The sequence below is a fragment of the Sphingobium sp. S6 genome, assembly GCF_905120495.1.
GTDB classification, from domain to species: Bacteria; Pseudomonadota; Alphaproteobacteria; order Sphingomonadales; family Sphingomonadaceae; genus Sphingobium; species Sphingobium agri.
The window spans coordinates 15,842-42,713 of the sequence record NZ_CAJHOG010000007.1; the positions used below are offsets into that span (position 1 = coordinate 15,842).

The 26,872-nt window shown below is 62.3% G+C and carries 23 protein-coding genes and 1 riboswitch; of the genes, 12 read left to right on the plus strand and 11 right to left on the minus strand.

Annotated elements, in window-relative coordinates; all coding sequences use genetic code 11:
* Nucleotides 1-45 precede the first annotated feature (45 nt).
* The 4 genes from SPHS8_RS15885 (at nt 46) to chrA (ending at nt 4,603) form a co-directional block, all read left to right on the plus strand.
* Nucleotides 46-1,500 carry an ATP-binding protein gene (locus SPHS8_RS15885; RefSeq protein WP_201516402.1) on the plus strand — a complete coding sequence of 485 codons (1,455 nt, stop codon included), beginning with the start codon at nt 46-48 and terminating at the stop codon, nt 1,498-1,500.
* On the plus strand, nt 1,497-1,958 hold the full coding sequence (locus tag SPHS8_RS15890) for a low molecular weight protein-tyrosine-phosphatase (RefSeq protein WP_201516403.1): 462 nt from the start codon (nt 1,497-1,499) through the stop codon (nt 1,956-1,958). The genes SPHS8_RS15885 and SPHS8_RS15890 overlap by 4 nt, the downstream gene beginning before the upstream one ends.
* A 312-nt stretch (nt 1,959-2,270) precedes the next feature.
* Nucleotides 2,271-3,206, plus strand: coding sequence for a chromate resistance protein ChrB domain-containing protein (locus SPHS8_RS15895; RefSeq protein ID WP_201516404.1), 936 nt, complete (start codon nt 2,271-2,273; stop codon nt 3,204-3,206).
* Nucleotides 3,203-4,603 (plus strand): chromate efflux transporter, encoded by a 1,401-nt coding sequence (gene chrA, locus SPHS8_RS15900; RefSeq protein WP_201516405.1) that lies wholly within the window; start codon nt 3,203-3,205, stop codon nt 4,601-4,603. The genes SPHS8_RS15895 and chrA overlap by 4 nt, the downstream gene beginning before the upstream one ends.
* 128 nt (nt 4,604-4,731) lie before the next feature.
* Here the strand turns inward: chrA and SPHS8_RS15905 are convergent, their stop codons facing one another.
* Nucleotides 4,732-6,828 (minus strand): malate synthase G, encoded by a 2,097-nt coding sequence (locus tag SPHS8_RS15905; protein ID WP_201516406.1) that lies wholly within the window; start codon nt 6,826-6,828, stop codon nt 4,732-4,734.
* A gap of 111 nt (nt 6,829-6,939) precedes the next feature.
* Here SPHS8_RS15905 and SPHS8_RS15910 point away from each other — a divergent pair, with 111 nt between their 5' ends.
* From SPHS8_RS15910 to SPHS8_RS15930, 5 genes are all read left to right on the plus strand, one after another.
* A complete protein-coding gene (locus SPHS8_RS15910; RefSeq protein ID WP_201516407.1) occupies nt 6,940-7,833 on the plus strand; it encodes a LysR family transcriptional regulator in 894 nt (297 codons plus the stop codon).
* Between the two features lie 180 nt (nt 7,834-8,013).
* Nucleotides 8,014-8,193, plus strand: coding sequence for a hypothetical protein (locus SPHS8_RS15915; protein ID WP_201516408.1), 180 nt, complete (start codon nt 8,014-8,016; stop codon nt 8,191-8,193).
* Nucleotides 8,194-8,401: 208 nt separating this feature from the next.
* A riboswitch (cobalamin riboswitch) is annotated at nt 8,402-8,648 on the plus strand.
* Nucleotides 8,649-8,888: 240 nt separating this feature from the next.
* The gene (locus tag SPHS8_RS15920; RefSeq protein ID WP_236575223.1) at nt 8,889-10,847 is read left to right on the plus strand and encodes a TonB-dependent receptor; all 1,959 of its coding nucleotides are present in this window, start codon (nt 8,889-8,891) and stop codon (nt 10,845-10,847) included.
* Nucleotides 10,848-11,079: 232 nt separating this feature from the next.
* Nucleotides 11,080-11,322 carry a hypothetical protein gene (locus SPHS8_RS15925; protein WP_141397879.1) on the plus strand — a complete coding sequence of 81 codons (243 nt, stop codon included), beginning with the start codon at nt 11,080-11,082 and terminating at the stop codon, nt 11,320-11,322.
* 121 nt (nt 11,323-11,443) lie between these two features.
* Entirely contained in the window at nt 11,444-12,187 is a 744-nt protein-coding gene (locus tag SPHS8_RS15930; RefSeq protein WP_201516409.1) for a cytochrome c oxidase assembly protein, read from the plus strand.
* Here SPHS8_RS15930 and SPHS8_RS15935 read toward each other — a convergent pair.
* From SPHS8_RS15935 to SPHS8_RS15970, 8 genes are read right to left on the minus strand one after another with little or no spacing between them, the layout of a single operon-like run.
* On the minus strand, nt 12,160-12,588 hold the full coding sequence (locus SPHS8_RS15935; protein ID WP_201516410.1) for a c-type cytochrome: 429 nt from the start codon (nt 12,586-12,588) through the stop codon (nt 12,160-12,162). The two genes, SPHS8_RS15930 and SPHS8_RS15935, sit on opposite strands and share 28 nt — an antisense overlap.
* Nucleotides 12,585-12,869, minus strand: coding sequence for a hypothetical protein (locus SPHS8_RS15940; protein WP_201516411.1), 285 nt, complete (start codon nt 12,867-12,869; stop codon nt 12,585-12,587). The genes SPHS8_RS15935 and SPHS8_RS15940 overlap by 4 nt, the downstream gene beginning before the upstream one ends.
* Nucleotides 12,866-13,480, minus strand: a complete 615-nt coding sequence (locus SPHS8_RS15945) for a cytochrome c oxidase subunit 3 (RefSeq protein WP_201516412.1) — start codon at nt 13,478-13,480, stop codon at nt 12,866-12,868. The genes SPHS8_RS15940 and SPHS8_RS15945 overlap by 4 nt, the downstream gene beginning before the upstream one ends.
* Nucleotides 13,477-15,351, minus strand: coding sequence for a cbb3-type cytochrome c oxidase subunit I (locus tag SPHS8_RS15950; protein WP_201516413.1), 1,875 nt, complete (start codon nt 15,349-15,351; stop codon nt 13,477-13,479). Before SPHS8_RS15950 ends, SPHS8_RS15945 begins: the two co-directional genes overlap by 4 nt.
* Nucleotides 15,348-16,310 (minus strand): cytochrome c oxidase subunit II, encoded by a 963-nt coding sequence (gene coxB / locus SPHS8_RS15955; RefSeq protein ID WP_201516414.1) that lies wholly within the window; start codon nt 16,308-16,310, stop codon nt 15,348-15,350. Before coxB ends, SPHS8_RS15950 begins: the two co-directional genes overlap by 4 nt.
* Nucleotides 16,307-16,696 (minus strand): hypothetical protein, encoded by a 390-nt coding sequence (locus tag SPHS8_RS15960; protein ID WP_201516415.1) that lies wholly within the window; start codon nt 16,694-16,696, stop codon nt 16,307-16,309. The genes coxB and SPHS8_RS15960 overlap by 4 nt, the downstream gene beginning before the upstream one ends.
* A 41-nt stretch (nt 16,697-16,737) precedes the next feature.
* Entirely contained in the window at nt 16,738-19,032 is a 2,295-nt protein-coding gene (locus tag SPHS8_RS15965) for an FdhF/YdeP family oxidoreductase (protein WP_201516416.1), read from the minus strand.
* A 54-nt stretch (nt 19,033-19,086) separates the two neighbouring features.
* Nucleotides 19,087-19,539, minus strand: coding sequence for a MaoC family dehydratase (locus tag SPHS8_RS15970; protein ID WP_201516417.1), 453 nt, complete (start codon nt 19,537-19,539; stop codon nt 19,087-19,089).
* A 361-nt stretch (nt 19,540-19,900) separates the two neighbouring features.
* Between SPHS8_RS15970 and SPHS8_RS15975 the strand changes: the two genes are divergently transcribed.
* The 3 genes from SPHS8_RS15975 to SPHS8_RS15985 all read left to right on the plus strand — a co-directional run bounded on the left by SPHS8_RS15975 (nt 19,901) and on the right by SPHS8_RS15985 (nt 24,329).
* A complete protein-coding gene (locus tag SPHS8_RS15975; RefSeq protein WP_097093269.1) occupies nt 19,901-20,650 on the plus strand; it encodes a helix-turn-helix domain-containing protein in 750 nt (249 codons plus the stop codon).
* Between the two features lie 294 nt (nt 20,651-20,944).
* Entirely contained in the window at nt 20,945-23,413 is a 2,469-nt protein-coding gene (locus SPHS8_RS15980) for a TonB-dependent receptor (protein ID WP_201516418.1), read from the plus strand.
* Between the two features lie 22 nt (nt 23,414-23,435).
* The gene (locus tag SPHS8_RS15985) at nt 23,436-24,329 is read left to right on the plus strand and encodes a Coq4 family protein (protein ID WP_236575216.1); all 894 of its coding nucleotides are present in this window, start codon (nt 23,436-23,438) and stop codon (nt 24,327-24,329) included.
* A gap of 75 nt (nt 24,330-24,404) precedes the next feature.
* Here SPHS8_RS15985 and SPHS8_RS15990 read toward each other — a convergent pair whose 3' ends face one another.
* A complete protein-coding gene (locus SPHS8_RS15990; RefSeq protein ID WP_236575217.1) occupies nt 24,405-24,929 on the minus strand; it encodes a VOC family protein in 525 nt (174 codons plus the stop codon).
* Nucleotides 24,930-24,990: 61 nt separating this feature from the next.
* Nucleotides 24,991-26,742, minus strand: a complete 1,752-nt coding sequence (locus tag SPHS8_RS15995; RefSeq protein WP_201516420.1) for an N-acyl-D-amino-acid deacylase family protein — start codon at nt 26,740-26,742, stop codon at nt 24,991-24,993.
* Between the last annotated feature and the right edge of the window lie 130 nt (nt 26,743-26,872).

The window sequence follows — 26,872 nt, forward strand, 5'->3', positions numbered from 1 at the left end:
ACACCACCCTTGCGCGAATCCCACCGCCTGGGCCAAAGGACAGATGTGACCGCCACCATCAGCATAGGAACCGACGGCAACGGCAATCCCGTTCCGATCGACGTAGAGGAATTGCTCGCGACCCGCCTGCTCGTGCAGGGCAATTCGGGTTCCGGCAAATCGCACCTCCTCCGCCGCCTGCTGGAAGAAAGCGCCGCCCTCGTCCAGCAGGTCGTCATCGATCCCGAAGGCGACTTCGTCACGCTGGCCGACGAATATGGCCATGTCGTCATCGACGCGGGCGACTATAATGAACGCGAAATCGTCAAGATGGCCGCGCGCATCCGCGAACATCGCGCGTCGGTGGTCCTGAGCCTCGAAAGCCTCGAACTCGAAGCGCAAATGAAATGCGCCGCCACCTTCCTTTCGACCCTGTTCGACGCCCCGCGCGACCATTGGTATCCCGCCCTCGTCGTGGTGGATGAAGCGCAGATGTTCGCCCCCGTCGCCGCCGGTGACGTCTCCGACGAAGCCCGCCGCCTTTCCCTCGCCGCCATGACCAACCTCATGTGCCGTGGCCGCAAGCGTGGCCTTGCTGGCGTCATCGCCACCCAACGCCTTGCCAAGCTGGCCAAGAATGTCGCGGCCGAAGCGTCCAACTTCCTGATGGGCCGCACCTTCCTCGACATCGACATGGCGCGCGCCGCCGACCTGCTCGGCATGGAGCGCCGCCAAGCCGAACAGATACGCGATTTGGAGCGCGGACGCTTCCTCGCGCTCGGCCCCGCCATCTGCCGCCGCCCCGTCGCGGTGAAGATCGGCACGGTAAAGACCAGCACGCGCGGCGGCACCCACAAGCTGATGCCGCCCCCCGCAGCCGCGACCGAAAATATGCAAGAGCTGCTTTTCGCCAGCGCAGGCGACGAAGACACGCTGCCCCCTCCACCACCCCGCGCCGAACCCCCGCCGCTCCCCGCCGAGGAACTGATGCGCGCCCTCGCCGCCGCGCCCCTTGCCAAACCTGCCGCCCCCGAACTGGATTTCGGCCAGAATGAGCCCGTGGTCATCGCGGTTTTGGAAGAGATCGTCGCCGACCTGGGCGACGCGCAGCCCAGCGTCGCCACCCTCTATCAGGATTTCGGCGTCCGTTGCCGGATGAAGGGTCTGCGCACACCGCCGCTCGACCTCGCCGCCTTCCGCAAGCGTTTCGCCATGGCGCAGGCGGGCATGTTCGACGCCGCCGACCCGCGCTGGGACGATGCGATGAAGGCCGCCCAGCCCCTGCCCGAAGACATGCTCGCCCCCTTCCTCCTCATCGCCCGCGCCGCGATGCAGGGCCTGCCCTGCCCCGACGATACCGCCCTCGCCCGCGCCTATGGCACCAGTTCGCCGGGCCGGGTCCGCCGCCTCATCGACTATATGGAAAAGATCGGCGTCATCGTCGCTCGCACCGACTTCGGCGGTCGCCGCTCGATCGGCGTGCCGCATCTCGGCCTCTCGACAGCGGCAGCCGAAGGATGAGCGTCTCTGTCCTCTTCGTCTGCCTCGGCAATATTTGCCGCTCGCCCCTTGCCGAAGCCGCCCTGCGCGCCGAAGCGGAAAAGGCGTGCCTTCAAGTCGAGGTCGACTCCGCAGGCACCGGCGACTGGCACGTAGACTGCCCGCCGGACAAGCGCGCCCAGGCCGTCGCCCTGCGCAACGGCATAGACATATCCACCTATCGCGGCCGCCAGGTCACGCCGGACGATTTCCACCGCTTCGACCATATCTTCGCCCTCGACGCGGAAAACCTCAAAAACCTCCGCCGCATCCGCCCTTCCGACGGCACCGCCCACCTCCGCCTCCTCATGGACCTCGTCCCCGGCCGCGAAGGCACCAGCGTCACCGACCCCTATTATGGCGAAGATGAAGGCTTCGACGAAACCTGGTCAGATGTGACAAGCGCGGCCAGAGCGCTGATCGAACAGCTTAAACGCTGACGCAGCGCGCTCCTGCGCCGCAGGAGCCATTCCCTTTGGTTCACGCGGAGACGCGGAGACGCGGAGGCTTACAGGCCCGCGCAGCGAAACAATCAAACCCCAGCTCAGTTGCAAGGCCACGCCTGTTCAAAGCCCTACCCCTTCCCCCACAACTCTCCGCGCCTCCGCGTCTCCGCGTGCAAAAATTTTTCACGCAGAGGCGCGAACTGAACAATGCAACTGGTCCCCTGACGGGAACCAGAGCGAGAAGGCACATCACCTCTGAATGATATAGCTATTTCCCACACACAATTCATATGATACACCTGCATCATGAACTCCTGGCTAGCCCTCCTCCATCAGCTCCCGGCCAAGCCACCCTATCTGCGCGTGAAAATCTGGCGCCGCCTCCAATCCATAGGCGCGGTTCCGCTCAAAAACGCCGTCCATGTCCTCCCTCATTCGGACGCGTCCGAAGCCGCCTTCCGCACCCTATTGGATGAAATCACCACCGGCGGCGGCGAAGCCATCCTCACGGAAATCCGCCTTCTCATCGGCCAATCCGACGCCGAAGTCCGCGCCCTTTTCGACACCGCCCGCGATGCCGATTATGACGACCTCGCCCAATCCGCGCGCCGCCTGCTCGAAACCGGCCCCGCCACCGCCGCAGACATCGCCAAGCTCCAGAAGCGCCTCGAAGACATCAGCCGCATCGACTTTTTCGGCGCACACGGCCGCCAGGAAGCCGAAGCGGCGCTCACCGAACTCGACCGCCGCCGATACCAGCATCCGGACGTCACCCGCGCCGAACCGGCCGAGGCCCCGGCGATCCTCACCAACCGCATTTGGGTCACGCGCAGCGGCGTCCATGTCGACCGCATCGCCTGCGCTTGGCTCATCACCCGCTTTATCGACCCCCATGCCCGCTTCCGTTTCGTCGACAGCCGCTCCCATGATCCGGAGCCCGGCGAGCTGCGCTTCGACATGGCCGACGCGGAATTCACCCATGAAGCCGACAGGTGCAGCTTCGAAACCCTGCTGCTGCGCGCGAAGCTGACCGACGATCCCGCCCTGCAAGCCATCGGCGAGATCATCCACGAACTCGACATAGCCGACGGCAAGTTCACCCGTCCCGAAACCGCTGGCCTCGGCGCGATGCTGTCCGGCGTCTGCGCCTCCACCGACGATGATCTTCAGCGCATCGCCCTCGCCAGCGACGCCCTCAACCAGTTCCACGCCTTTTTCAGCAATCGAAAGACCTATCGATGAGCAGCAACGCCTCGACCCTCTCCGCCGCCGCCACGCCCTTGCCCGATCACGGCATCCCGCTCGGCGAAGCCACCCGCATATGGGCAAAGATCGCGGCCTTGAGCTTCGGCGGTCCCGCAGGCCAGATCGCGGTGATGCACCGCATCCTTGTCGAGGAAAAAAAGTGGATCGGGGAGGAGCGTTTCCTCCACGCCCTCAACTATTGCATGCTGCTCCCCGGCCCGGAGGCACAGCAGCTCGCCATCTACATCGGCTGGCTGCTCCACAGGACGAAAGGCGGCCTGATCGCGGGTATCCTTTTCGTTCTCCCCGGCTTCCTCGCCATCTTGGGCCTGAGCTATATCTACGTCCTTCTCGGTAAGGTTCCGCTCGTCGAAGGGCTCTTCTTCGGCCTGAAAGCCGCCGTCCTCGCCGTCGTGGTGCAAGCGGTCGTCCGCGTCGGCTCCCGCGCGCTCAAGAACAACGTCATGCGCGGCATCGCCGCCGCCGCCTTCGTCGCCATCTTCTTCCTCGACGCACCTTTCCCGCTGATCGTCCTTGCCGCGGGCCTCATCGGCTATCTCGGCAGCCGCAGCGGTATCGCCCAGTTCAAGGGCGGCGGCGGCCATGGTCCCGCGTCCGGCAACGTCATCCACGATCGCGACACCGCGCTCGGCGAAGCCCTTCCCGATCATGCCCGCCCGAACATGCGCTGGTCGCTCCAGATCTCGACGGTGCTGCTGGTGCTCTGGCTTGCCCCCGTCCTCGCCCTTTTCCTCGCACTCGGCCCAAACGATGTGTTCGCCCGCATCGCCAGCTTCTTCAGCCAGATGGCGGTCGTCACCTTCGGCGGCGCCTACGCGGTCCTCGCCTATGTTGCGCAGGAAGCGGTCGGCACGTTCGGCTGGCTCCGCCCCGGTGAGATGCTCGACGGCCTCGGCATGGCGGAAACAACGCCCGGCCCGCTGATCATGGTGACGCAGTTCGTCGGCTTCCTCGCCGCTTTCCGCGACGCCGGGATGCTGCCGCCGCTCGTCGCCGCCACACTGGGCGCGATCCTCACAACCTGGGTGACCTTCGTCCCCTGCTTCCTCTGGATCTTCGCAGGCGCGCCCTTCATCGAACGCCTGCGCGGCAACCGCGCGCTGTCCTCAGCCCTGACCGCCATCACCGCGGCTGTAGTGGGCGTGATCCTGAACCTCGCCCTCTGGTTCGCGATCCACACCCTGTTCGCCAAGGTCCACGCCGTCCCGACGCCCACCGGATCGCTCGACGTCCCCGTCCTCGCCTCGATCAACCTTCCAGCCCTGGCGCTTTCAACGGCAGCCCTGATCGCCGTCCTGCGCTTCAAGGCCGGGATCCTCCCCGTTCTCCTCTGCTCAGCCGCAGCAGGCGCCGCCTATGTCCTGTTGGGGTAAGCGACCCTAGCCAAAACCGTCATCCTGAACTCGTTTCAGGATCCATTGTGCCTCTACACGCCTTCCGCTCGTGGGGAGAAATGGATGCTGAAACAAGTTCAGCATGACGGCGAAGTAGAACGAACATCCTACCCCTTCACCCTCGCCCGAAACGCATGCAACAAGGGCTCGGTATAACCATTAGGCTGCGCCACCCCCTCAAACACCAGCGCCCGCGCCGCCTGGAAGGCGATGCTCTCCTCCTCCCGCCCGCTCATCGGCTGGTAGAGCGGGTCGCCCGCATTCTGCGCATCCACCTTAGCCGCCATCCGCCGCAGCGCCGCGTCCACCTCTTCCGCCGAACACACCCCATGCAGCAGCCAGTTGGCGATATGCTGCGAAGAAATCCGCAACGTCGCCCGATCCTCCATCAGTCCCACGTCATGGATATCCGGCACCTTGGAGCACCCCACGCCCTGATCCACCCAGCGCACGACATATCCCAATATCCCCTGCGCATTATTGTCCAGCTCGTCCCGAACATCCTGCGCCGACCAGTTCACCCCCGCCGCCAGCGGTATCGTCAGCAGCGCATCGAGCGAAGCCACCGCCTCCGCCTTCCGCTCCTCCTGCCGAGCAAAAACATCGACGGCATGATAATGCGTAGCGTGCAAGGTCGCGGCAGTCGGCGAAGGCACCCAGGCCGTATTCGCGCCCGTCATGGGATGCCCGATCTTCTGCTCCAGCATGTCCGCCATCCGATCCGGAGCCGCCCACATGCCCTTGCCGATCTGCGCCCGGCCGGACAGCCCGCAAGCCAGCCCGATCTGCACATTGCGATCCTCATAGGCCTTGATCCACGCCGCGCCCTTCATCTCGCCCTTGCGGATCATCGGCCCCGCCCGCATCGACGTATGGATCTCGTCCCCCGTGCGATCCAGAAAGCCGGTGTTGATGAACACGATCCGGTCCCGCACCGCATGGATGCAGGCGGCAAGGTTGGCCGAAGTCCGCCGCTCTTCATCCATCACGCCGACCTTCAGCTGATGCCGCTCCAGCCCCAGCAGATCCTCGATCGCATCGAATAGATCATTGGTGAAGGCGGCCTCCTCCGGCCCATGCATCTTGGGCTTCACGATATAGATGCTGCCCGCCCGGCTGTTGACGAAGCGCCCGCCGCGCCGAATGTCGTGCAAGGCGATCAGGCTGGTGACGATCCCGTCCAAAATCCCTTCCGGAGCCTCCGCCCCATCCGCCAAGCGCACCGCAGGCGTCGTCATCAAATGCCCGACATTGCGCACGAACAGCAATGACCGCCCCGGCAGCGTGAACCCACTCCCATCCGGCGCAACATAGGACCGGTCGCCATTCAGCCGCCGCGTCATCATCGCGCCATTCTTCTCGAAGCTGTCCTCCAGATCGCCCTTCATCAGCCCCAGCCAGTTGGCATAGGCCCCAACCTTGTCCCCCGCATCCACCGCCGCGACCGAATCCTCCAGGTCGCAGATGGTCGACAAAGCCGACTCCAGCACGACATCGGCCAAATGCGCCGGGTCATCCCGCCCGATCGGATGCCCCGCATCGATCACCAGTTCGATATGCAGCCCATGATTGCGCAGCAGGATATTATCCCCCGCCCGCCCGGCAAATTGAGCAGAATCCCGCAACACCGGCACCCCGCCAGCCCACTGCGCCCAGCTCCCCTCCGCCAGAGGCACCGCCCGGTCCAGAAACGCCTTGGCCCAGGCAATCACCTGCGCGCCCCGCGCCGGATCATAGCCCTTGCCCGCCGCCACGCCCGGGATCGCGTCCGTCCCGTACAGCGCATCATACAGGCTCCCCCAACGCGCATTGGCCGCGTTCAACAGGAAGCGCGCATTCAGGATCGGCACCACCAGCTGCGGCCCCGCCAGCGTCGCGAGCTCCGCATCCACCCGGCCCGACCCGATGGAAAAGGGCGCAGGCTCCGCCACAAGATAGCCGATCTCCGTCAGGAAAGCCCGATAGGTCTCCGCATCGAAAGGCCGTCCCGCATGCTCCCCGTGCCAGGCATCGATCTGCGCCTGAAGAGCATCGCGTTTCTCCAGCAAAGCCGCATTGCGCGGCGCGAACCGCGCGAAAATCGCAGCAGCGCCTCGCCAGAACGCATCCGCCACGATCCCCGTCCCCGGCAGCACATCCTCATCAATAAAGCGCGCCAGTTCGGCGGCCACCATCAGGCCCGATTTCTCGATCATACCGTCCATGGGCAACTCTCCATCGCGAAAAACTATGGCCAAAATCTATAGACCCGCCGCCATCCTCGCACTAGACGATAAAGGTTCAAAGCATCTGTTCCCCACAGGAAAAGATCATCGATGGACCCCGATTATCTTCTCTTCGCCCGCGCGGTGGAAGCAGGCAGCCTCTCAGCCGCTGGCCGCATGCTCAACATCTCGCCCGCGATGATGTCGAAACGTCTCTCTCGCCTCGAAGCCCGCCTCGGCGTCCGCCTGATCCACCGCACCACGCGCCGCCTCGCCCTGACGGAAGAGGGCGCCAGCCTTCACGGCGACCTCGTCGCAATCCTCGACGCCATTGCCCAGGCGGAAGAACGCGTCACCAACCGCCACCGCGCCGCATCCGGCCCGTTGCGCATCTCCGCCCCCACCTCCTTCGGCCGCCTCCATGTCGCCCCCCATGTCGGCCGCTTCCTGGAACAGCATCCGCGCGTCGACCTCCAACTCAACCTGTCCGACGCCTATGAAGACCTGCTCGCTGAACGGATCGACCTTGCGATCCGCATCACCAGCGACATTCCCGCCCATCTGGAGGGGCATCATCTCGCCGCCAACCGCCGCATCCTCTGCGCCAGCCCCGCCTATCTCGCCGCCCACGGCACGCCGGAAAGGATCGCCGACCTCTCGCGCCACCTTCTGCTCGCCGCCGAAGGACAATTGCCATGGCGATTGGTCAACGGGCGCGCGCGCAAGCTGATCGACGGCCAAAGCCATGTCCGCACCAACAGCAGCGAAATCGTGCGCGAACTCGCCCTTACCGGCGTCGGCATCGCCCTGCGCTCGCTCTGGGACGTGGGCGATCTAATCGCGGACGGACGCCTCGTCCGCGTCCTTGAACCTTGGGAAGGCCCCGCCGACCTCGCCGTCCACGCCGTCCACCCCCGCGCGGCGGGCCGCCCTGCCGCCGTGGACACCTTCATCGCATTCTTGCGCGAAAGCTTCCGCGACGCGCCGTGGAACAGGGGCGGTTGACAGAAAAAGGTAGGCGGGCTCCCGCTCAACCCGCTGAAAAGCCAAAATTCCATTATGCGAAAATTCGCCAGGCTCCTGTCAAAAAATAGAAGCTTTCCGGCGTTAACCTGCGTAATTGCAGCGGGAAACAGGCCGATGTTATCGTTCGAGCCATAAGAAACTTGAGAGAGGATATGGGCCATGCGCCCCAATGACGCGTCACATTTTTCCGCCTGCGCCGCCCAGGAAGCGCGGCAAGCCAGGGAAGCCCGCCTGCGCGGCGCCGACCAGGCAACCATCGCCCTCCACAATGAACGCGCCGTCCGCTACCAGGCCATGGCCCTCCGCCTCCAGCGAGAACGCTGCACGACCCTGAACTGATTGGCGCGAAGGCCCAGCACCCCCAATTCCCTCTCCCCTTCAGGGGAGAGGGTGCCGAGCGAAGCGAAGGCGGGAGAGGGGAACACAAAGCTCAGCCGTCGCCCCCTCTCCCCACCCCTCTCCCCTAAAGGGGAGAGGGAGCAATCCCCACCACCCCCCTTGCCCCACACCCCCACCTCCGCTATCGCCCCCTCACCCGGGGCAACCCCCCGGGCATGATCGCGCCGGTGCCTCGAAAGAGGCTTAAAAGGGAACATGGTGAAGGAGGCATCCGCCTCCCCAAGCCAGGGCTGTCCCTGCAACTGTAAGCGGCGAGCGCGATGCACATCGCCCCACCTCACAGGCAGGTTGGGGCAAGTCACTGGGCCGGACGCTAAATCCTGCGAGGCCTGGGAAGGCCGTGCATCAAGCGATGACCCGCGAGCCAGGATACCTGCCAGCGTCTGGTCGCTCTTGCCTTGGTCCAGGGGATGGCCGCGGCACGGTGAACTCCGTCTGAGCGACGAACGAGCGGCAAGAGGCCGCTTCGGTGACGCTGGCGGCCGCCTTGGGGGCGTCCGGCCGTCGGCGTGCGCCGGTCGTCGCCTGACGACAGGTCTCTTGCCGGATGTCGCCAGACGCCCGGAGTGCATGATGTGAAACTTCCCGATCATTTCCACCGCGCCGCCTGGGCGCTGACCGCCACTCTCCTCCCCCTGCCAGCCTTTGCCGCCGAAGCGGCCGATGCGGGCGAAGACGCCAGCGCCATCATCGTCTTCGGCCGGGGCGAGGACAAGATCGGCACCGCCCATGCGGCGAGCGAAGGCAGCGTCGGTGGTGCTGACCTTCTCGTCCGCCCGCTGCTGCGCGTCGCCGAACTGCTCGAAGCCGTGCCGGGCATGGTCGCGGCCCAGCATTCGGGCAGCGGCAAGGCCAATCAATATTTCCTGCGCGGCTTCAACCTCGACCATGGGTCGGACTTCACCACCTATATCGACGCGGTTCAGATGAATTTCCGCAGCCATGGCCACGGCCAGGGCTATCTCGACCTCAATGGGCTCATCCCCGAAATCATCGCGCGGGAGGATTTTCGCAAAGGTCCCTATCGCGCCGATGGCGGCGACTTCGCGCTTGCAGGCGCGGCCTATATGACCACGATCGACGGCTATGACCGGCCATGGGTCTCGGCGGAGGGCGGATCCTTCGGCTGGCGCAGGCTGGCGTCGGGCGGGACGGTAAGGGCGGGCGCGGGCGATCTCACCCTGGTCGCGCAGGCCAAGGCCTATGACGGGCCATGGCAGGAGCCTGAACATCTGCGCCATTATGCGGGCTTCGCCAAATATACGCTCCCCACAGGGGCCGGAAAGATCGACGCCACGCTCCACGCCTATCGCGCGACATGGCGCCCGACCGAGCAAATCCCTGAGCGCATCGTCGGCACGCCGCTCTGCCCCGATATCTTCTGTTCGCCCGATCCGTCCGCGCGCGGTGAAACCACCCGCATTATCGGCAATCTCGCCACCATTCAGCCGACATGGCGCGCCAATCTGTACGCCCAGTTCTACGACTGGACGATGTTCTCCAACCCCACCTACACCGACCCCGACGGCACCAGCGCGCAGATACAGCAATTCGACCGCCGCTGGGTCCTCGGTTTCACGGGCGAAAAGCGCTGGGATGCCGATCCCGCGCTGCAACTGAAGCTCGGCACGGAAAACCGTTATGACGCGATCGGCAATGTCGGCGTCAACCGAACCGCAGGGCGCGCTTTCCTCTCCTCGCTTGGCCGCTATCGCGTCAACCAAGGCTCGGCCGCGCTTTATGGCGAAGCGACCGTCACGCCCCTTCCCGGCCTGCGCATCACCGGCGGGGTGCGCGGCGACTATTATCATTATGATGTCCGCAGCCGGGACGCCGTTGCCGCCGCATTGGGTGAAGGCAGCGGTTCGGACACGCTCGTCTCGCCCAAGGCGTCGGCCGCGTGGGCGATCACGCCGCAGGTCGAACTCTATGCCAATTGGGGCCGGGGCTTCCATTCCAATGACGCGCGCGGCGCGGTCAATGTGGACACGCCTGTTCCCATGCTCGTGCGCGGCACCGGCAAGGAACTGGGCGGCCGCCTTCAGCTTCCCGGCTTCACCTTCACCGCAACCTATTGGTGGCTGAACGTCGGAAGCGAGTTGCGCTTCGTCGGCGATTCCAACGCGGTCGAACCCAGCGGAGCCAGCCGCCGCCATGGCTATGAGCTTGTCGCCTTCTGGCGGCCACTCCCCTGGCTTGCCTTCGACGGCAATTACACCGCCAGCCACAGCCGCTACACCAATGGCGATCATATCCCCAACGCCTTCAGGAATGCAGCGTCCGCCGGGGCGGCTATCGTCCTCGATCCATGGGAAGCCAGCATCCGCGTCCGCCATCTCGGGCCCTCTCCCCTGATCGAGGATAATAGCGTGCGCGATCCCGGCAGCACTGTCGTCAATGCCCGCGCCGCCTGGAAGGGGAAGCGGGTGCAGATCTATGCCGAACTGCTCAATATCCTGGGCAGCCGGGACAAGGACATCGCCTATTATTACGAATCCTACATCCCCGCCGCCGATGCGGAGCCGGTCGAAGGACGGCTGAGCCGCGTCGTCGAACCGCGAACGGTGCGCGGCGGGATCAAGTTCCTCTTCTGACAATGGGAAGCGAAGGCTGGTCATTGGCAAGAGACCGGCCTTCGCGATCAACGACTTACTTATGGGACGGAAGTGTTCGTAAAGTAAAAGCCGGAAAGTCTTTATTTAAATAGGTTAAAGGCCATGAACTTCAGCGTGGAAATTTTGGGCTATGGTTGACGGGCTTTCGCCGCTGTGCAACTTTCCCCTACGGCAATCTGGACAAAGAATCAGTTGCCAGGAGAGGATGTCCATGACCCACCCACCTTTGCGGGGCGCCGTTTTTCACGCCATCTTGCGCGACTGCCTGGAAGCGCAGCGCGCGCCCAAGGAAACCGAAATACAACTGGTCGCCTGCAAAATCTGGCAGGACAGTTTCGCTGCAATATCGCACAAGAACTGGCATGATCTCGTGCCGGGCAGCGAAGAATATGAATATACCCTCAACGCCGCCCGCATGGCCTTCGGCATCCACGCCGCCAACAGCGCCGCCTGAATCCTGACCTTCAGGTCAATTTTCGGCCCCAAATCTCCAAAACCCTTTCAATTCACCACTTCCTTCATGGGAACGATCCTCCCCCTCACGACTTGGTGACGGAAACAGAGGATCGTCCCGGTTGGAAAATCCCACCCCCTATTGCGGCACCGCTCCCCTGCCCGCGGAGTTCTGGACCCGGTGGAACTGGGACCCGCTATTGCTGCTGGCCATCGCCGGCGCCCTCTTCCTCTCCCTGCGCCTTCCTCCCCCTTCCCGAAAACCCGCGATCGCCTTCACCGGCATCTGGGCGATCCTCTATATTTCCCCCTTCTGCGCGATCGGCTCGGCTCTCTTTTCCGCCCGGTCAGTCCATCATCTCGTCCTGATCCTGATAGCCGCCCCCCTGCTCGCCCGCGCGGCAGCCATGCTCCCCAAACGCGGATCGCTCGCCAGCTGGACGGTTCTTCAGGCGCTGGTCCTCTGGTTCTGGCACGCTCCGCCAGCATATGATTTGGCGCTGTCCAATTCCGCCGCCTTCTGGCTGATGCAACTCAGCATCCTTCTTACCGCCACCGGCTTCTGGCACGCTCTCGCCCGCTCGGAACTCCCCGGCCGTATCATCGCCCTGTTCGCAACCATGATGCAGATGAGCTTGCTCGGCGCGTTGCTCGCCTTCGCCCAAAGCGCCCTCTACCGCCCGCACTGGCTGACAACCCAGCCATGGGGATTGAGCCCGCTCGACGACCAGCAGCTTGCAGGCATCCTCATGTGGATTCCCGGCGGCACGCTCTATCTCGCCGCCGCCCTCTTCTACGCCTGGCACATGCTTGCCGAACAGCAGGATGACGGGCCAGCCTATGTTTCCCTGGGCGAAAGGGTATAGAGATAAGCGGCGATGTCGCGCGCTTCCTTCTCCCCTATGCCCATGTTCGGCATGGCGTTGCCCGGCACCACCGATTGCGGATAGCGAATCCATCGCACCAGCGCGTCCGGATCATTCCGCAGCACCCCCGCCACGGTCTTGCGCGCGGCAAAGCCAGCCAGGGAGGGGCCCACCGCCCCACGCGATGCCGCTATGCCAGGTATCTCATGACAGGCGCTACATTGCCTCGCCACGATCGCCCGCTCGCCCCGTTCCACAACGCCGCCCGTAAGTGCCTGCGCATGCTCTTCCTGCCTGCTCATCTCCTGCCGCTGTTGCACGGCGAAGCTGCCAATCGCCCCCACGGCCCCAAAGCCAGCCAACACCGCTACAAGCCACAAGCTGCCGGGAACGCGCCTCATGCCAGGCACCCCTCCAGGATCAGCAGAGCCAGAGCCTGGAACATCAACGCCAAAAAGAATATCCCCACCCACAACAACGCGCCCCATTTCCCCGGCGCCAGCCTCACCAGCCCCCAGGAAGCGGCGCCAGCGATCAGCAGGAACAGCGCAATCCCAGCGCCCGGCCAATATGTGCCCGCCCGGCACCAGGCATGCAGGAAAAAGCTGATCCCCTGCTGGCTCGCGAACCAGAGGAGCGGAGGCCCGGCGAAAAGGATGGCGTAGCGCGCGTCCCTGCTCATGCCAGCCTCGGCGCCCAGTAGATCAAGGCATAAAGCGGCAGCCAGCTAAGCTCGACGAACCGCCAGTAATTCGCATTGTCCTCCACATCAGCAAACTGCCGGTCGTCCACCTCATGCGTGTGCAGCCAGAGCGCGAGCACCAGCGTGTCTCCCCAGTCGGTGATCAGATGAACCGTGTGCAGGATCATCAGCATCCACAGCACCGATCCATAGGCGTGCTCATCCCAGCGCAGCCCCAGCGTCGTGAACTCCAACGCACGTGGTATGAACAGGAGAAACGCGGCCAGCGTCATGATGATGATGCCGATGCGCACAGCCCTTTCATCCCTCGCCCTGGCCTTCTTGATCAGCCAACGGTTCGGAATTTCACTGAGCAACAGCCCGATCGTGAAGACGATGCCCCAGACCAGCTGCGGAGGCGCGAACCCCTTCGGCGGCCAATCGGGACCCGCCACCATCAGGTAGAGATAAGACCCGCCCGCCAACAGAAAGGCGGTTCCTTCGATCAGCATGAAACCGGCATTGCCCCACCAGGCAAGGCCCGCCGGTCCATCCTTGCTCTCCGGCAAGCTCGACAGGTCCCCCTGCACATAGACTGGCCGATCGGTCATGCCTGCGCCTCCTTCCGCCGTGGCCGCGTGGGCCAGAACCAGGCCGTCAACACCAGCGCCAGCGGCACAGCACCCCAAACCAGCGCCCAAGGCGTGTAGATGCTGCCCACGAACAAGGCCGATGTCACCAGCGCGGCAACCAGCGGCCAGATGGACGGCCCGGGACTTGGCTGGCGATATTGGGGATTGGCGTCCACCAGGGACGTGACCAGCGCTTCCCGGCATCGGCTGGAAAGACCCCGCATCACCGGGAAGGGCTCAAGCGGATTGTCCCACATCGGCGCCGCGCTCTTCACCACCGGCACATCGGCGAAGGCATAGTTGGGCGGCGGCGAACGGGTTGCCCATTCCAGCGTCGACCCGCCCCAGGGGTCCGCGCCTGATCTTTTCCCGCGCCAATAGCTGATCAACGCGTTCGCCACGAAGATCGAAGCTCCCACCGAAGCGATGACGGTTCCCCCGGTTGCCACCAGATTGAGATCACTCCAGCCCATCTCCGGCCCATAGGTATAGATGCGGCGTGGCATGCCCATCAGGCCCAATATGTGCATCGGAAAAAAGGCGATGTTGAAGCCGCCAACGATCAGCGCGCAACTGACGATGCCCCAGCCATCGGACATCAACCGACCCGTCGCCTTGGGATACCAATAGGTGAAAGCGCCAAATAGCGGGAACATCGCTCCGCCGATCAGGACATAGTGAAGGTGCGCGACCACGAAATAGGTGTCGGTGAGCTGCAGGTCGAGCGGCGCCGACGCCGTCATGATGCCGGACAGCCCGCCGACCACGAAGGTCAGGATGAACGCGATGATCCACAGCAATGGCGTGCGGTAACTTGGCTTGCCAAGTGCGATCGTAGCGATGAAGCAGAATATCTGGATACCGGCAGGCAAGGCGATCGCCATGCTCGCTGCCGTGTACAGCGCGTTACCGACCTTCGGCAGGCCGACGGCGAACATGTGATGCACCCACAGTCCGAAGGCCAGGATCGCGATGGCCAGCATAGACAGCACAACCGGCACATGCCCGAACAGGCGGCGGCGGGAGAAGGTTTCGACGATCGCCGACACGAAGCCTACTCCCGGCAGGAAGATGATATAGACTTCAGGATGGCCAAAGAACCAGAAGAGGTGCTGGAACAACAGCACGTCGCCGCCGCCAGCCGGACTGAAGAAATGGGTGGATACCAGCCGGTCCGCGATGAGCATCGACGTCACCAGCATCACCGCCGGCAAGGCGATAATCGTCATCACCGCCGACACCAGCATGGCCCAGAGAAAGGCGGGCATCTTCGCCAGCGTCATGCCGGGCGGCCGCATCTTCAGGATCGTGACCGCAACATTGACCGACACTGCCAGCGCCGCCACCTCCGTAAAGGTGATCATCTGCGCCCAGATGTCGGCGCGGTGGCCGGGCGAATAGGATGGGCCCGAGAGTGGCGGATATTCGAACCACCCCAGGTCCGGCGTCACGCCCAGCGTGTGCGGCACCCACAGCATCATCACCCCGCCCAGGTAGAGCCAGTAGCTGAAGGCATTGAGCCGCGGGAATGCCATTGTCCGCTGCCCCAGCATCAAAGGCACCAGCCACATGGCCATGGCTTCCATGACCGGCACGGACACCAGAAACAACATGGTGGACCCGTGCAGCGCAAAGGATTCATTATAAAGCTGCGCCGTCATCCGGTGCATCTGCGGCTGGCTGAGCTGCACCCGCATGTCGAGCGCCAGAAGTCCTGACAGGATCAGCAACGCCATCGCCGTCAGAACATATCGGGCGGCGATCCGGCGCGGATTGACGGTGGTCAGGAAGCCCCAGATGCCGGGCGGGTCCGACCATGTCGCCTGAAGCTGCTCATGGTGCTGGCTCATCGCAGCGTCTCCAGATAGCTGGCGACGGCTTCGGCGTCCTGCGGCGACAGGTCGCTCGGGGGCATCGACGTCCCCGGCTTGATCGCCTGCGGCTGAATGATCCAGCCGCGCAGGCTGCCATGGGTCATCGGCGCGGTCCCAGCTGCAATGGTCCGGCGGGATGCCACATGCGTGAGATCAGGCCCGACCCGCCCTCGCGCCTCGGTGCCGCGCACTTGATGGCAAACCGCACAACTGGCGCTTTCGAAGATCTTACGCCCAGCAGCCACGCCTTCCTCGGCCGACACAGGCCGCGCCTGTTCAGCGAGCCAGCGCTCGAACTCACCGACCTGCTCGACCTTCACGGCCAGCGCCATATTGGCATGCTGCGTCCCGCAAAATTCGGCACATTGCCCCCTGAACCAGCCGTTCGTGCGGCCGGTCACGGTCATTCTGTTTATCTTGCCCGGGATCATGTCCATCTTGCCCGCAAGGTTGGGCACCCAAAAACTATGGATCACATCCGCCGCGCGCAGTTCCAGCAGCACGGGCACGCCAGCGGGCAGGTGGAGTTCATTCGCGGTCTCTATCCGCCGCCCATTTCCCGCCTGATATTCGATGCGCCACCACCATTGATGCCCGGTGACGCGCACCTGCAACGGCACGTGCGGCCTCTGCCCCAGCGACCGGTCGGCAAGGAAGCTCGCAACTACCAGCAGGATGAGGCCGAGCAGTATGAACCCGACCCATCCCGCCATCAGCTTGTGATAAGGCTGCTCGCTCGTATCCGCCGCCGATCGTCTGCGGATCAGCCCCCAGCCGAGGAACAGAATGACCAGCAGATAGGCAATGCCGCATACCCACATCATCAATCGGAACAGGGACATCAACGTTGCCGCCTGATCGCCTGCGACATGCATCGCGGATTGCTGCCCGGCGCATCCCGCGAGCAACAGGGTAATGAGAGCAAAGGCCCTCATAACGGCCCCTGCCACTGTCCGGCGGTCGGCTCGCCCTTCTGATCCACGGCCTGCCGATGCCGCTTGGCCGCGTCGGTGACGGTCAGCGAATTCAGATAGGCGCTGATCTGCCATCTTTGTTCCGCAGCTATCTTCCGGTCATATCCGTTATGCCCGATGCGCGCATAATAGGTGACGAACGGCAGCCGCGGCGGCCAGCTCGTCTTGGGCTCCCCATGGCAGGAGGTGCAGCCATACCAGGTGAAATAGCGCCCCCCCTGCGAAATCTGGTAGAGATTGCCCCTGATCGCTGCGATCCGTGGATCATCAGGTCCGGTGGGTGGGGAGGTCGGCTGCGCGGCTACCAGCGTGCGCTGCTCGGCGCTGCAACCGGCCAGAAAGATCATCCCGATGATCCAACCAGAACATAATCGCATGCAAGGCAGGCTCATCCCTCCCTTCTGATAACCACCGGCACCGATTTGGCCGCGGGGACATGGCTTTCTTCGGCATGGTGCTCGATCGGGATCAGCACATTGCACTCGGGATAATAGGCGCCAAGGCACCCGCGCGGAATATTGTAGACCGTGGCGATCAGGCCCGGCCGCCGACGCACGCGCCCATCTGGTGACGGCGCTTCAAGGGCAATCACATCCCCTTCCTTCACGCCTTCCGCCATCATGTCCTCAGCATTCATAAACACAACATCGCGTGTGCCCTTCACCCCGCGAAACCGGTCATGATAGCCATAGATGGTCGTGTTGAACTGGTCGTTGGAACGGAGGGTCATCAACCGATATTGCCCGGCCTTGTCCTCAAAGCCGGTGGCGGACAGGCCAGAAGGCGGCAGGAACTCCGCCTTGCCGCTAGGCGTCTGCCAGATCCGCTCGGCCGCCTTATTGCCTTTCCAAAAGCCGCCCGGCTCGAACAACCGCTTGTTGAAGTCCTTGAATTTTTCAGGATAGGTCGCCTCGATCGCGTCCCTGATCCGGGCGTAGTCCGCGACCCAGCTGTCCCAATCCACATGCGGGTTATGCGGCAGCAGGCGCTTGGCGATCGCGCCGACGATAGCCGGTTCGGACAACAGGTGCGGACTGGCGGGCTCGGCCTTGCCCAGCGAGCCATGGATACAGCTGGTCGAATCCTCCATCGACACGGCTTGCGGGCCATTCTGCTGAACATCCTGCTCGATCCTGCCCAGACAGGGGAGCAACCACGCCTCATGTCCGGGGAAAAGATGGCTGCGGTTGAGCTTCGTCGCGATGTGGACAGTAAGATCCAGATCGGGCCAGGCCGCTTCCATCTTCTCCGTATCGGGTATTGCGCGGAGGAAATTGCCGCCAAGGCCGACAAAGGCCCGAACCGACCCATCGACTATGCCCGTGCATGTTTCGACGGTGTCCAATCCCTTTTCGGTTGGCGGATCAAAGCCATAAAGCTCCTTCAACTTCTCGACCGGCGCGAGTTCCGTCTTCTCCGTAATGCCAACGGTGCGCTGCCCTTGGACATTGCTGTGACCACGCACCGGCGTCGGCCCAGCACCCGGCTTGCCGATATTACCCCGCAGCAGGAGCAGGTTGACGAGCATCCGGACATTTTCGACGCCCTTCACATGCTGGGTGAGGCCCATGCCGTAGATGCCCAGCACTGCCTTGGACCGCGCATAAACCCGCGCCGCCTGCTCCAGATTCCAACGGCTCAGGCCGGACTCTTGTTCAATCGCATCCCAACCGGTCGCGCGCACCTTGTCCGCGAACAGGTGGAAGTCCTTCGTATGCTGCTCGATAAATTCGTGATCCAGTACGGAAGGATCGCCGACCGCCTTGGCGGCATCGTCCCACTCGATCAGGAACTTGGCCAGACCCATCATCGCAGCGATATCGCCGCCCGCTTTCACCTGATGATATTGGGTCGATATGCCTGTCTCTTTGAGCGTCGCCATCTCGATCGGATTTTGTGGATCGGTGAACCGCTCAAGACCACGTTCGCGCAGGGGATTGAATGTGATGATCTCGACACCCCGCTTCCGCGCGCAGCGCAGGTCGTGGAGCATGCGAGGTGAATTGGACCCGACATTCTGGCCGAAGAACAAGATTGCGTCACAATCATCGAAATCCTTCTGCTGGGTCGTGCCAACCGCTTCCCCAATCGCCGCCTTCAAACCGACCGAGGTCGATTCATGACACATGTTCGAACTGTCAGGCAGGTTCTGGTTGCCGTACATGCGTGCCATCAGCCCATACATGTACGAGGCCTCCAGGCTCGTGCGCCCGGAGGAATAAAACACCACCGACTTGGGATCCATCAGCCGCAACTTCGCAGCGATGGCGTCGAAAGCCTCTTCCCATGAACAGGCCACATATTTGTCCGCAGCTGCATCATAGCGCAGCGGGTGCGTCAGCCGTCCATGCTGTTCCAGATCATAGTCCCGCCAACCGCGCAGGCTGGTAACGTCATGCTCCAGGAAAAATTCAGGCGTCGTGCGAAGCTTCGTCAGTTCCCACGCGGTCGCCTTTGCGCCCTCTTCGCAAAATTCGGCAGGATGCGGGCTCGCCGGTTTCGACCAGGCGCAACTGACGCACATGAAACCATCGGGCTTGTTCTGCCGCGCCAGTTCCCGCATCCCCTCCGCCGGGAAATGTTCGCGAGGCAGAATCTCGGCCAGCGACCGCACCGAACCCCAACCTCCCGCAGGCCCCTTGAAGGGCTTGATGCGGGGTTTCTCTCCCTTGGTCGCTGTCATTTTTGTTTCCGGTTTGTGTCTGGTCAGGCACAAACGGATTGGCGGGGCTTTGGTTCAAAGCTTGAACTGGGTAATCCATTCGCAGATCAGCGCAGGCTTGTCCTCGCCCTCGATCTCCACGGTGGCTTCTGTGGTAAGTTGTATTTGGCCTGGCCGCTTTTCGACGACCTCCAGCGACTTGAACCTGCCACGCACATGTTTGCCCGACCGGACCGGCGACAGGAAACGGAGCTTGTTGCTGCCATAGTTGATTTCGGTCGCGCCATCCGGGACGATGTCGCCGCGCGCATCCGCACACAGATAGGGCAGAAGGGAAAGCGTCAGGAACCCGTGAGCAATCGTCCCGCCGAAAGGAGACTGCTTCGCGCGCTCCGGATCGACATGGATATATTGGTGATCCTTCGTCGCTCCCGCGAACTGGTCGATCATCTCCTGACTGACGAGGACCCAGTCCGACACATCTTCCTTATCCAGCCGCGCCTGAAGATCGTCGAAAAACTGGGTCATAAGTCCACCTCTCCTGCCAGAATTGATCACCGCCTGACCAACATGGCGGACGGCCTCAAGCATCTTCGTCAAAGCTATGCTCAAGCATGGCCGATTGCGACAGGAAAATGTTCCAGAGCGAACGATGCGCTCACTTCCGTCTTGTAAGCTGCATCCTGCCCCTTACCCTTCTACGAAAGACAAAAGCTGGAGAGACCATGATCTGGAAAGGTAACAAGCTTCGGCTGCACGGTAATCGTGCAGCCGAAGAGTCGAGGGATGGATATCGATCACGGAAACGTCCGCGATCAAACATCGCAGTCCGCAATCTAGCGCCATGGCTGGAAGACATCATCCTCCGAGCAGCGAAGAGGATCATCTGATGAGCCCCCCTCATCCCTCCAGCGACCCCTTCGGCATGGAACATGAACTCCTGCTCGCGGCGCTGCGCCGCCGATTGAGAGCAGCGGGACTCACCCAGGCAGATGTTTCGCAAAAGCTGGGTGTGGGCACCGCCACGGTGAAGAGATGGCTGCACGGCCGGGGCCTTGGCCTGCGCACCTTGTCGCAACTGTGCGCTCTCGCCGATACCACCCTTACCGAAATCGCCGAAGAGGCGGCTGTCCGCGACCGGTCATCCGACAAGCTCACGCTCGCCCAGGAAAAGGCGCTGACCGCCAGCCCGGAATTATCGACTGTCTTCTTCATCATTGTCACGGGATGGCCGGTTTCCGAGGCAGAGGAGGGGTTCGGCATTCCGCCCGAACATATCGCACAGCATGTCGAAAGGCTGGAAAGGCTGGCCCTCATCGACCGGCTGCCTGGAGGACGGCTCCGCGCACGGCTAGATCCCGCGCACGTATGGCAACGCGAACCAATGCGGCGACATTTTGAGCAGCATATGAAGCATCTGTTCTTCAATCTGGATTATGGCGATCCCGACACGATCTTCGGGGTCGAAACCGTTAAACTTTCGCCCGTCGGCATCGCGCGCGTTGCTGAACGGATCGAACGGTTTAGGGCAGAACTGCGTGAAATCGCGCAGGTGGACCGCCGCACGTCCGCTCTGCCGGGCGAATGGCACGCCATCCTGGCGGTGGCGTCGCCAGTCACTCCGCTCATACCACGTTGATCGCTGATGGTGCTTGACGAAGGGATCATTTCAAGACACGCTGCATGCAAACAAGATAGCGCGGCCGAAGAGCTGATCGTTGGCTGACGCTATCAGGAGAGGATGCAGAAAGGGCTCGCGACCATGTGCCGGCGACCAGGCTGCATCAGGAAGAAGATAATGGCGGCACACCGCCAAACGTCCGTTGCCGGATGCGCATAGGCGCATTTGGTCGCGGTCGAAGGTCCGGGCTCTTAACAGGGAGTGCGGCCGTATCGAGGGATGGCATCGCCCGACGAAAGGAAGGGGATTGCCATGCGTTCATTCATTGCCGTTTCGTTAGCGGGCATATCATCGTTCGCCACGACAGCGGCCCTGGCGCAGACTGCCGACCCGGCCGGGCAGGCCAGTCTTCAAGGGCAGCTGGCCGACATCATAGTGACGGCGCAAAGGCGCGAGGAGAGCCTGCAAAAGGTGCCCGTGGCCGTGACCGCCATCGGCGCGGAGCAACTCGACCAGCTGCGCGTCACCAATGTCCGCAACCTTGCTGGACTGGCGCCCAGCCTTCAGATCAACACGCAGGGCCTGCAATCCAATCCCACCATCATCATACGTGGCGTGGCGTCCGGCACCTCCAACAATGCCGTGGATCCAAAGGTAGGCATCTATCTGGACGGCGTCTATATCGGGCGTACGGTTGGATCGATTTTCGATCTTTCCGACATTCAACGCGTCGAAGTGCTGCGCGGCCCACAGGGAACCCTGTTCGGTCGCAACGCCACCAGCGGCGCGATCAGCCTTGTGACGGCAGCTCCATCGGGTGAGTTCGGCGTTCGCGGGACCATTTCCTATGGCAATTACGATGCGTTTCGCACGAAAGTCTCCGTCGATCTGCCCGCCTTTGGCCCTTTGTCGGTCAAGCTGTCCTATCTGCACGACGAGATTGAGGGCGATTATCGCAACCGGCTGGGGGGCCGCACGATAGACCTGCGCCAGCGCGATCCGTCCTTCGGCGTGCAACGCATTGCCGACCGGCTGGGCGAACGCAATGTCGATGGTATAGGCGTCGCGGCAAGACTGGATTTGGGCGACCTCACTGCCGACTATCGCTTCGATTATACCGACGCCCGTTCCACCGGCCGCGCGATACAAAGCTTCGGCGTCATCCCGGATGCATCAGGCCAATTGCTGGCGCCGATCATCGCTTTCCAACCGCTGTTCGGCGGGATCACCAATATCTCGACCGACCGGCTGACCTCAGTTGCCAACGCCACAAGCGCGGAACATGTGGTGACGCAAGGGCATAGCCTCACTTTCACCTATCCCGTGAGCGATGAGATCACGATCAAGAGCATCACTGCCTATCGCAAGTTCCGACAGGACCCGAACATCTACGACCTTGGCGCCACAGGCGGCCTGCGCTTCACGACCGCACAACTGCAGGCACTGCTGGCTGGCAATGTTGCGGGCGTACTTGATCCCGCTAATGCGCCGGGACCCAACGACTCCTTCTTTTCCCTGCTAACATCCCGATCAACCAGTCAGAAACAATTCACCCAGGAATTTCAGGTCCAGGTCACATCTGAAGCATTCGACCTGACTGCGGGCCTCTTTTACTTCCATGAAAACACGCCCGCGACCGACATATTGGGTATTTTCCAGCCCGTTGCGAACGGCGTCGTCCTAAATACATCGACCGTGGGAGTGATACCCGGGCTTCCCGTCGGACAGCTGCCTTTCGACATCAATGGCGACGGAGTCATTGATGCGGCGGACTTCAACCCATCGCTCGACAGCATATTCGGCAGCGGCCTGACCCGCACCCGCGCCATCAATGACAGCTACGCAGCCTATGGCCAGCTCACCTACCATCTGACCGACACGCTCGATCTGACCGGCGGCCTGCGTTACACCATCGACAAGCGCGAAAACCGGATCTTCGCGGTATCAGGCGGCCAAGGCGGGCAGCTGGGCGTCGGTGACTATAAGGTCGATTACAAGAAGGCGACCTGGGCGGCCATCCTGACATGGAGGCCGAACAATAATGTAACCGCCTATGGCAAGGTCTCCACCGGCTACGTGACTGGCGGCATCTTGAGCGGCATCCCCTATAAGCCGGAAACGCTGACCGCCTATGAGCTTGGCCTGAAGACGCAAAGCTGGGGCAACAGGCTGCGGACCAACATCGCCCTGTTCTACAGCGACTATAAGGACCTTCAGACCCAGAACTTCATCAACGGCCGCCAGTTCTTCGACAATGCGGGCAAGGCGAGCATCAAGGGCTTCGAGCTTGAGGCGGACCTGGTTCCGGTACGGGGGGTAACGCTCAGCGGCAATCTGAGCTATACTGACCTTGATTATAAGAGCTTCATCCTGAACGGGGTCGAAGTTGCCGATATTGCACGCACCACTTTCGCCTCCAAATGGCAGGGCCGCGCCTCCGTCCAGTATGACAGCCCGGACATGAACATGGGCGGCCATATCTCGGCTCGGGTGGACGGGCGTTATCGCAGCCGCGCGCCACTGGTCTCGACACCTTTCTTCGACCTTGCAGGCAATAGCGCCGACCTGAATCGCTACGCCTACACCAAGGCATATTGGCTGGTGGATGGAAGGATCGGCTGGGTGGACATGCCCTTGGGCGGAGCGAAGGCGTCGCTCTCTTTGTTCGGCCAGAATCTGTTCAACCAGCAATATAATCCATTCGGATCGCCCGTCCTGCAACTCATAACCAGCTACGAGCGTGGGCGGACCTATGGTGTCGAGCTTGGGGTAAGTTTCTGAAGACAGAATGTAGAGGAGAGAGATGATGGAAAACGACATTTCAGCGCGCGTCAGCAGCGCGGATTTTGCATATTATAATGGCTCTGGGCCGGGTTTCACGACCGAAAGCTCGGTCCTGATAAGTTCCTCGCCCTATCTCAACCATCCGCAATTGCGGGCTTTGATCGCACAGGAAATGCTGCGGCGGAACGGCGCGGAACTACCTAATACCGCCTATATCCCGGATGTCGTGAAAATATTGATGGAACTGGAGGACTGGCCCCGCATCTTCCAGCTGTTCGAGGAAGAAAAAGCACGGCTACCCGAGTTCAAATCATGGCTGGACGGAAAGAAGGTATCACTGTTCAAGACCGAGGAGCTTGCAGGCGCGGAACCCGGAACCCTCCGAGCCGTGATCTACGACTTTGTCGTTAACAGCGGCTATAATATGGACCATTTCTTCCAGGGCATGGAGATCAAGACCGACTTCGACTTCTACATGAAGGAGCGGACTCATACCCATGACATTGAACATATGATCACCGGCTTTGAGACCAATCATGCCGGCGAGGTTGCCCTTATCGCAGCCAATATGCGGGCGCTCTATCAATATTTCGTGCCCGAACTCGCGTCCTTCTTCAACCGGGTCAGCTCTTATCTGCGTGCCAAGACGATGATGAAGAGCGGCCTCTTCTATCCAGAGGCGGTCAAGGTGGAACTTGAAGCGGAGGACATCGGCGCGGCGCAGGGCCGGAACTGGAAGCATCCGCTCTTCCTCATCCCCTATCGCGACTATCTCGATTGGCAGGTGCAGGACATTCGCGAGGAGTTCGGCATCACCAACCCGCCCAAGTCAGGTGAGTGGGCATGGACCACCGCGATCAGCGAAGACCCGAGACCAAACCACCAAGGCATGACCTCCATGGCGGCGGAATAAATCCAAGCGGCGCTGTCCCTGTAAATCAGGGGCAGCGCATAGCTCTTATGCTGTCAAATCATGGGAAAGTCGCCGTCAGACGGCGGCGAAGTCAATCACAGAGACGGGATCGGCTCCGTCCCAGTTACGAGCAGCGGCTATCCCCGCATCGCACATGCCGCGCATGTCCGCGCCGCAGATAAATTCGAACAACTGCCCGGGCTGACCCGGAGCGCGCAGATAGGCGACGCGCGTCGCGGGATTATGGGCGGTGAACAGCAATTCCATGCCGCCTTCCACCGCCGTTTCGACTGCGGCGTCCAGATCATCAACTATGCGGGCGACATGATGAAGCCCTAGCAATCGCTCGCCATCATCGGAACGATAGGGCGACGGGGCATCATTCGTCGCCTCGATCAGTTCGATCTGCACACCGTCCTGATAGGATAATCCGACATGCATCGTCACCCGCGTCGGCTGGCCGCAATATTCACCGTCCAGGGCGACATTGCGGAATACCGTCCAGGGACCCACGCCTGAGTGACTGATCCAGCTATCGATGCTGGCATCCAGATTTTCCACCAAAATGCCGATCTGGTCGATAGCACCGAATTTAGCCAACCCCCATCCCCTTCTCGCAAGGCAGGATGCGGAAGACGTCAGCCTCCCGCATCCCCTTCTTTTACTCGGCCGCTTCCAACGAAGCCAGCGCGTCATTCGCCGCCGCCGTCGGTTGCAGATATTCACCCGGACGAGCGCCGGTGTAGCTGCTGCCGTCAAAGGTCTTGACGCCATTCACCAGCGTGAGCCGCATCGGCGCGGCCGGGCGGGTGAAGCGCCACGTCGTGCCTCCGTCACCATCGGGCACGTCGAACCGCTTCTCCATGTTGCGATATTCAACCTCGCCCAGATTGAACACGGCAATGTCAGCGCGGCGGCCGACCTTGATCTCGCCCGTGTCATGCAGGCCGAAGAAATTGGCGAGCTTGCCCGTCTTCACATGGATCGCCTGCTCCAAGGTGAGCAGCCCTTCGCGGACATATTTGGTGAAGAGCAGGATATTCTCGCCGCCGCCGCACAGCATTTGAAGATGCGCGCCAGCGTCGGAGATATTGCCGACCGTCTGCGGGTCCAGCATCAGCTGGATCGTCAGCTCCTCATCCTTCGGGAATGGAGCCATGTGCACCGTGGATTTGGTGCCATTTTCAAGGATCCACTGCGCCATCGCGTCAGAACGGTGCAGCCCGCGTGCTTCCGCAAACTCCTTCAGCGTCCCACCTACCGGTCCCGCGCCATTTTCGCTGTCCAGCAGATAAAGGTCCTGCGGATTGTTCATCGGCGAATGCGGCCAGGCCTTGGTGTCCCAGCTCTCCCGCGCCCGCGCCCGCCAATCGGGATCAGCCAGCAACCGCGCCTTTTCCTCATGCGTCTCGGCGAGGACGACCTCATGCCAGATATAATCATTGGACTGGGCAAAGATCAGCGACTTGACGAGGCTGAGCGTGCTGGTCGGCGAAACATGCGCATAGCCGGGCCACACATCGATCCCTTCTTCCTTCAGCTTAGCAAGCGTGTCCTGCAACCGAGGCAGAATATCCTTCTGGAATTCCAGCGTCGGGACAGCCCCTGCCACCTGCATCCGGATCGCCCGGCCTTTGGTCAATCGCCCAAGCCGTTCCAGGCTCTCTGGCCCGGTCTTGCGCATGAAGGTGTCAATGATGACCTGATAGGTGGTGCCGGGGTGACGTTCCATTACCGAAAACAGCGCTTCGAACTCCGCATCATCGGCAAGCAATGTGGGAATGGCGCGGTCGTCGCCGTCATGGTCGTGCAGATTGTCCGACAGGCCAAGAGCGCCAGCGGCCAGCGCGTCCTCCAGCAGTTCGGCCATGCGGGCGATTTCCTGTGGAGTCGCCGCGCGGTCCCATGCCTCGACGCCCATGGCCGCAAGGCGCAGGGCGATATGACCGACGAAGGCGGAATAATTGGCGGGCAGGCTGATGTTGCGCGCCATGGACGCCTTATATTCCGACCACTTCTCCCAATCCCAGGGGACGTTCTGAAGGAACGGCTTCAGCGGGATATCCTCGAAGAAGGAGAAGATCTTGATCATCTCCAACTGCGCGGCCTTTTCCTTCGAAAGCGGCGCGGCGCTAAATCCGCAATTGCCCAGAATGACCGTAGTCGCGCCATTGCCGGGCAGCGGATCAAGGTCCGGCTGCCACCACATCGTCGCGTCATAATGGGTATGGCTCTCGATGAAACCCGGCGTCACATAGCAGCCGTCAGCGTCAACGACCTCCTCACCGGCGGCGGCGGTCAGGCCCGCGCCAATCTCGGTGATCCTGCCGCCTGCCACGCGTACGTCGGCAGGATAGCCGGGCGCGCCTGTTCCGTCGATCACAGTGCCGCCACGGATCAGAATGTCCGTCATCTCTCTCTCCTCTTGAGGCTTGTTTTCCCTCGAGCCGAAGCCATTGCATCTGTGTCGCCTGTCTACGGGCGATCGTGCTGGACACAGGCTATCGCGAGCGGGACGGCCGCCGCAAGTTCACCTTCAAACA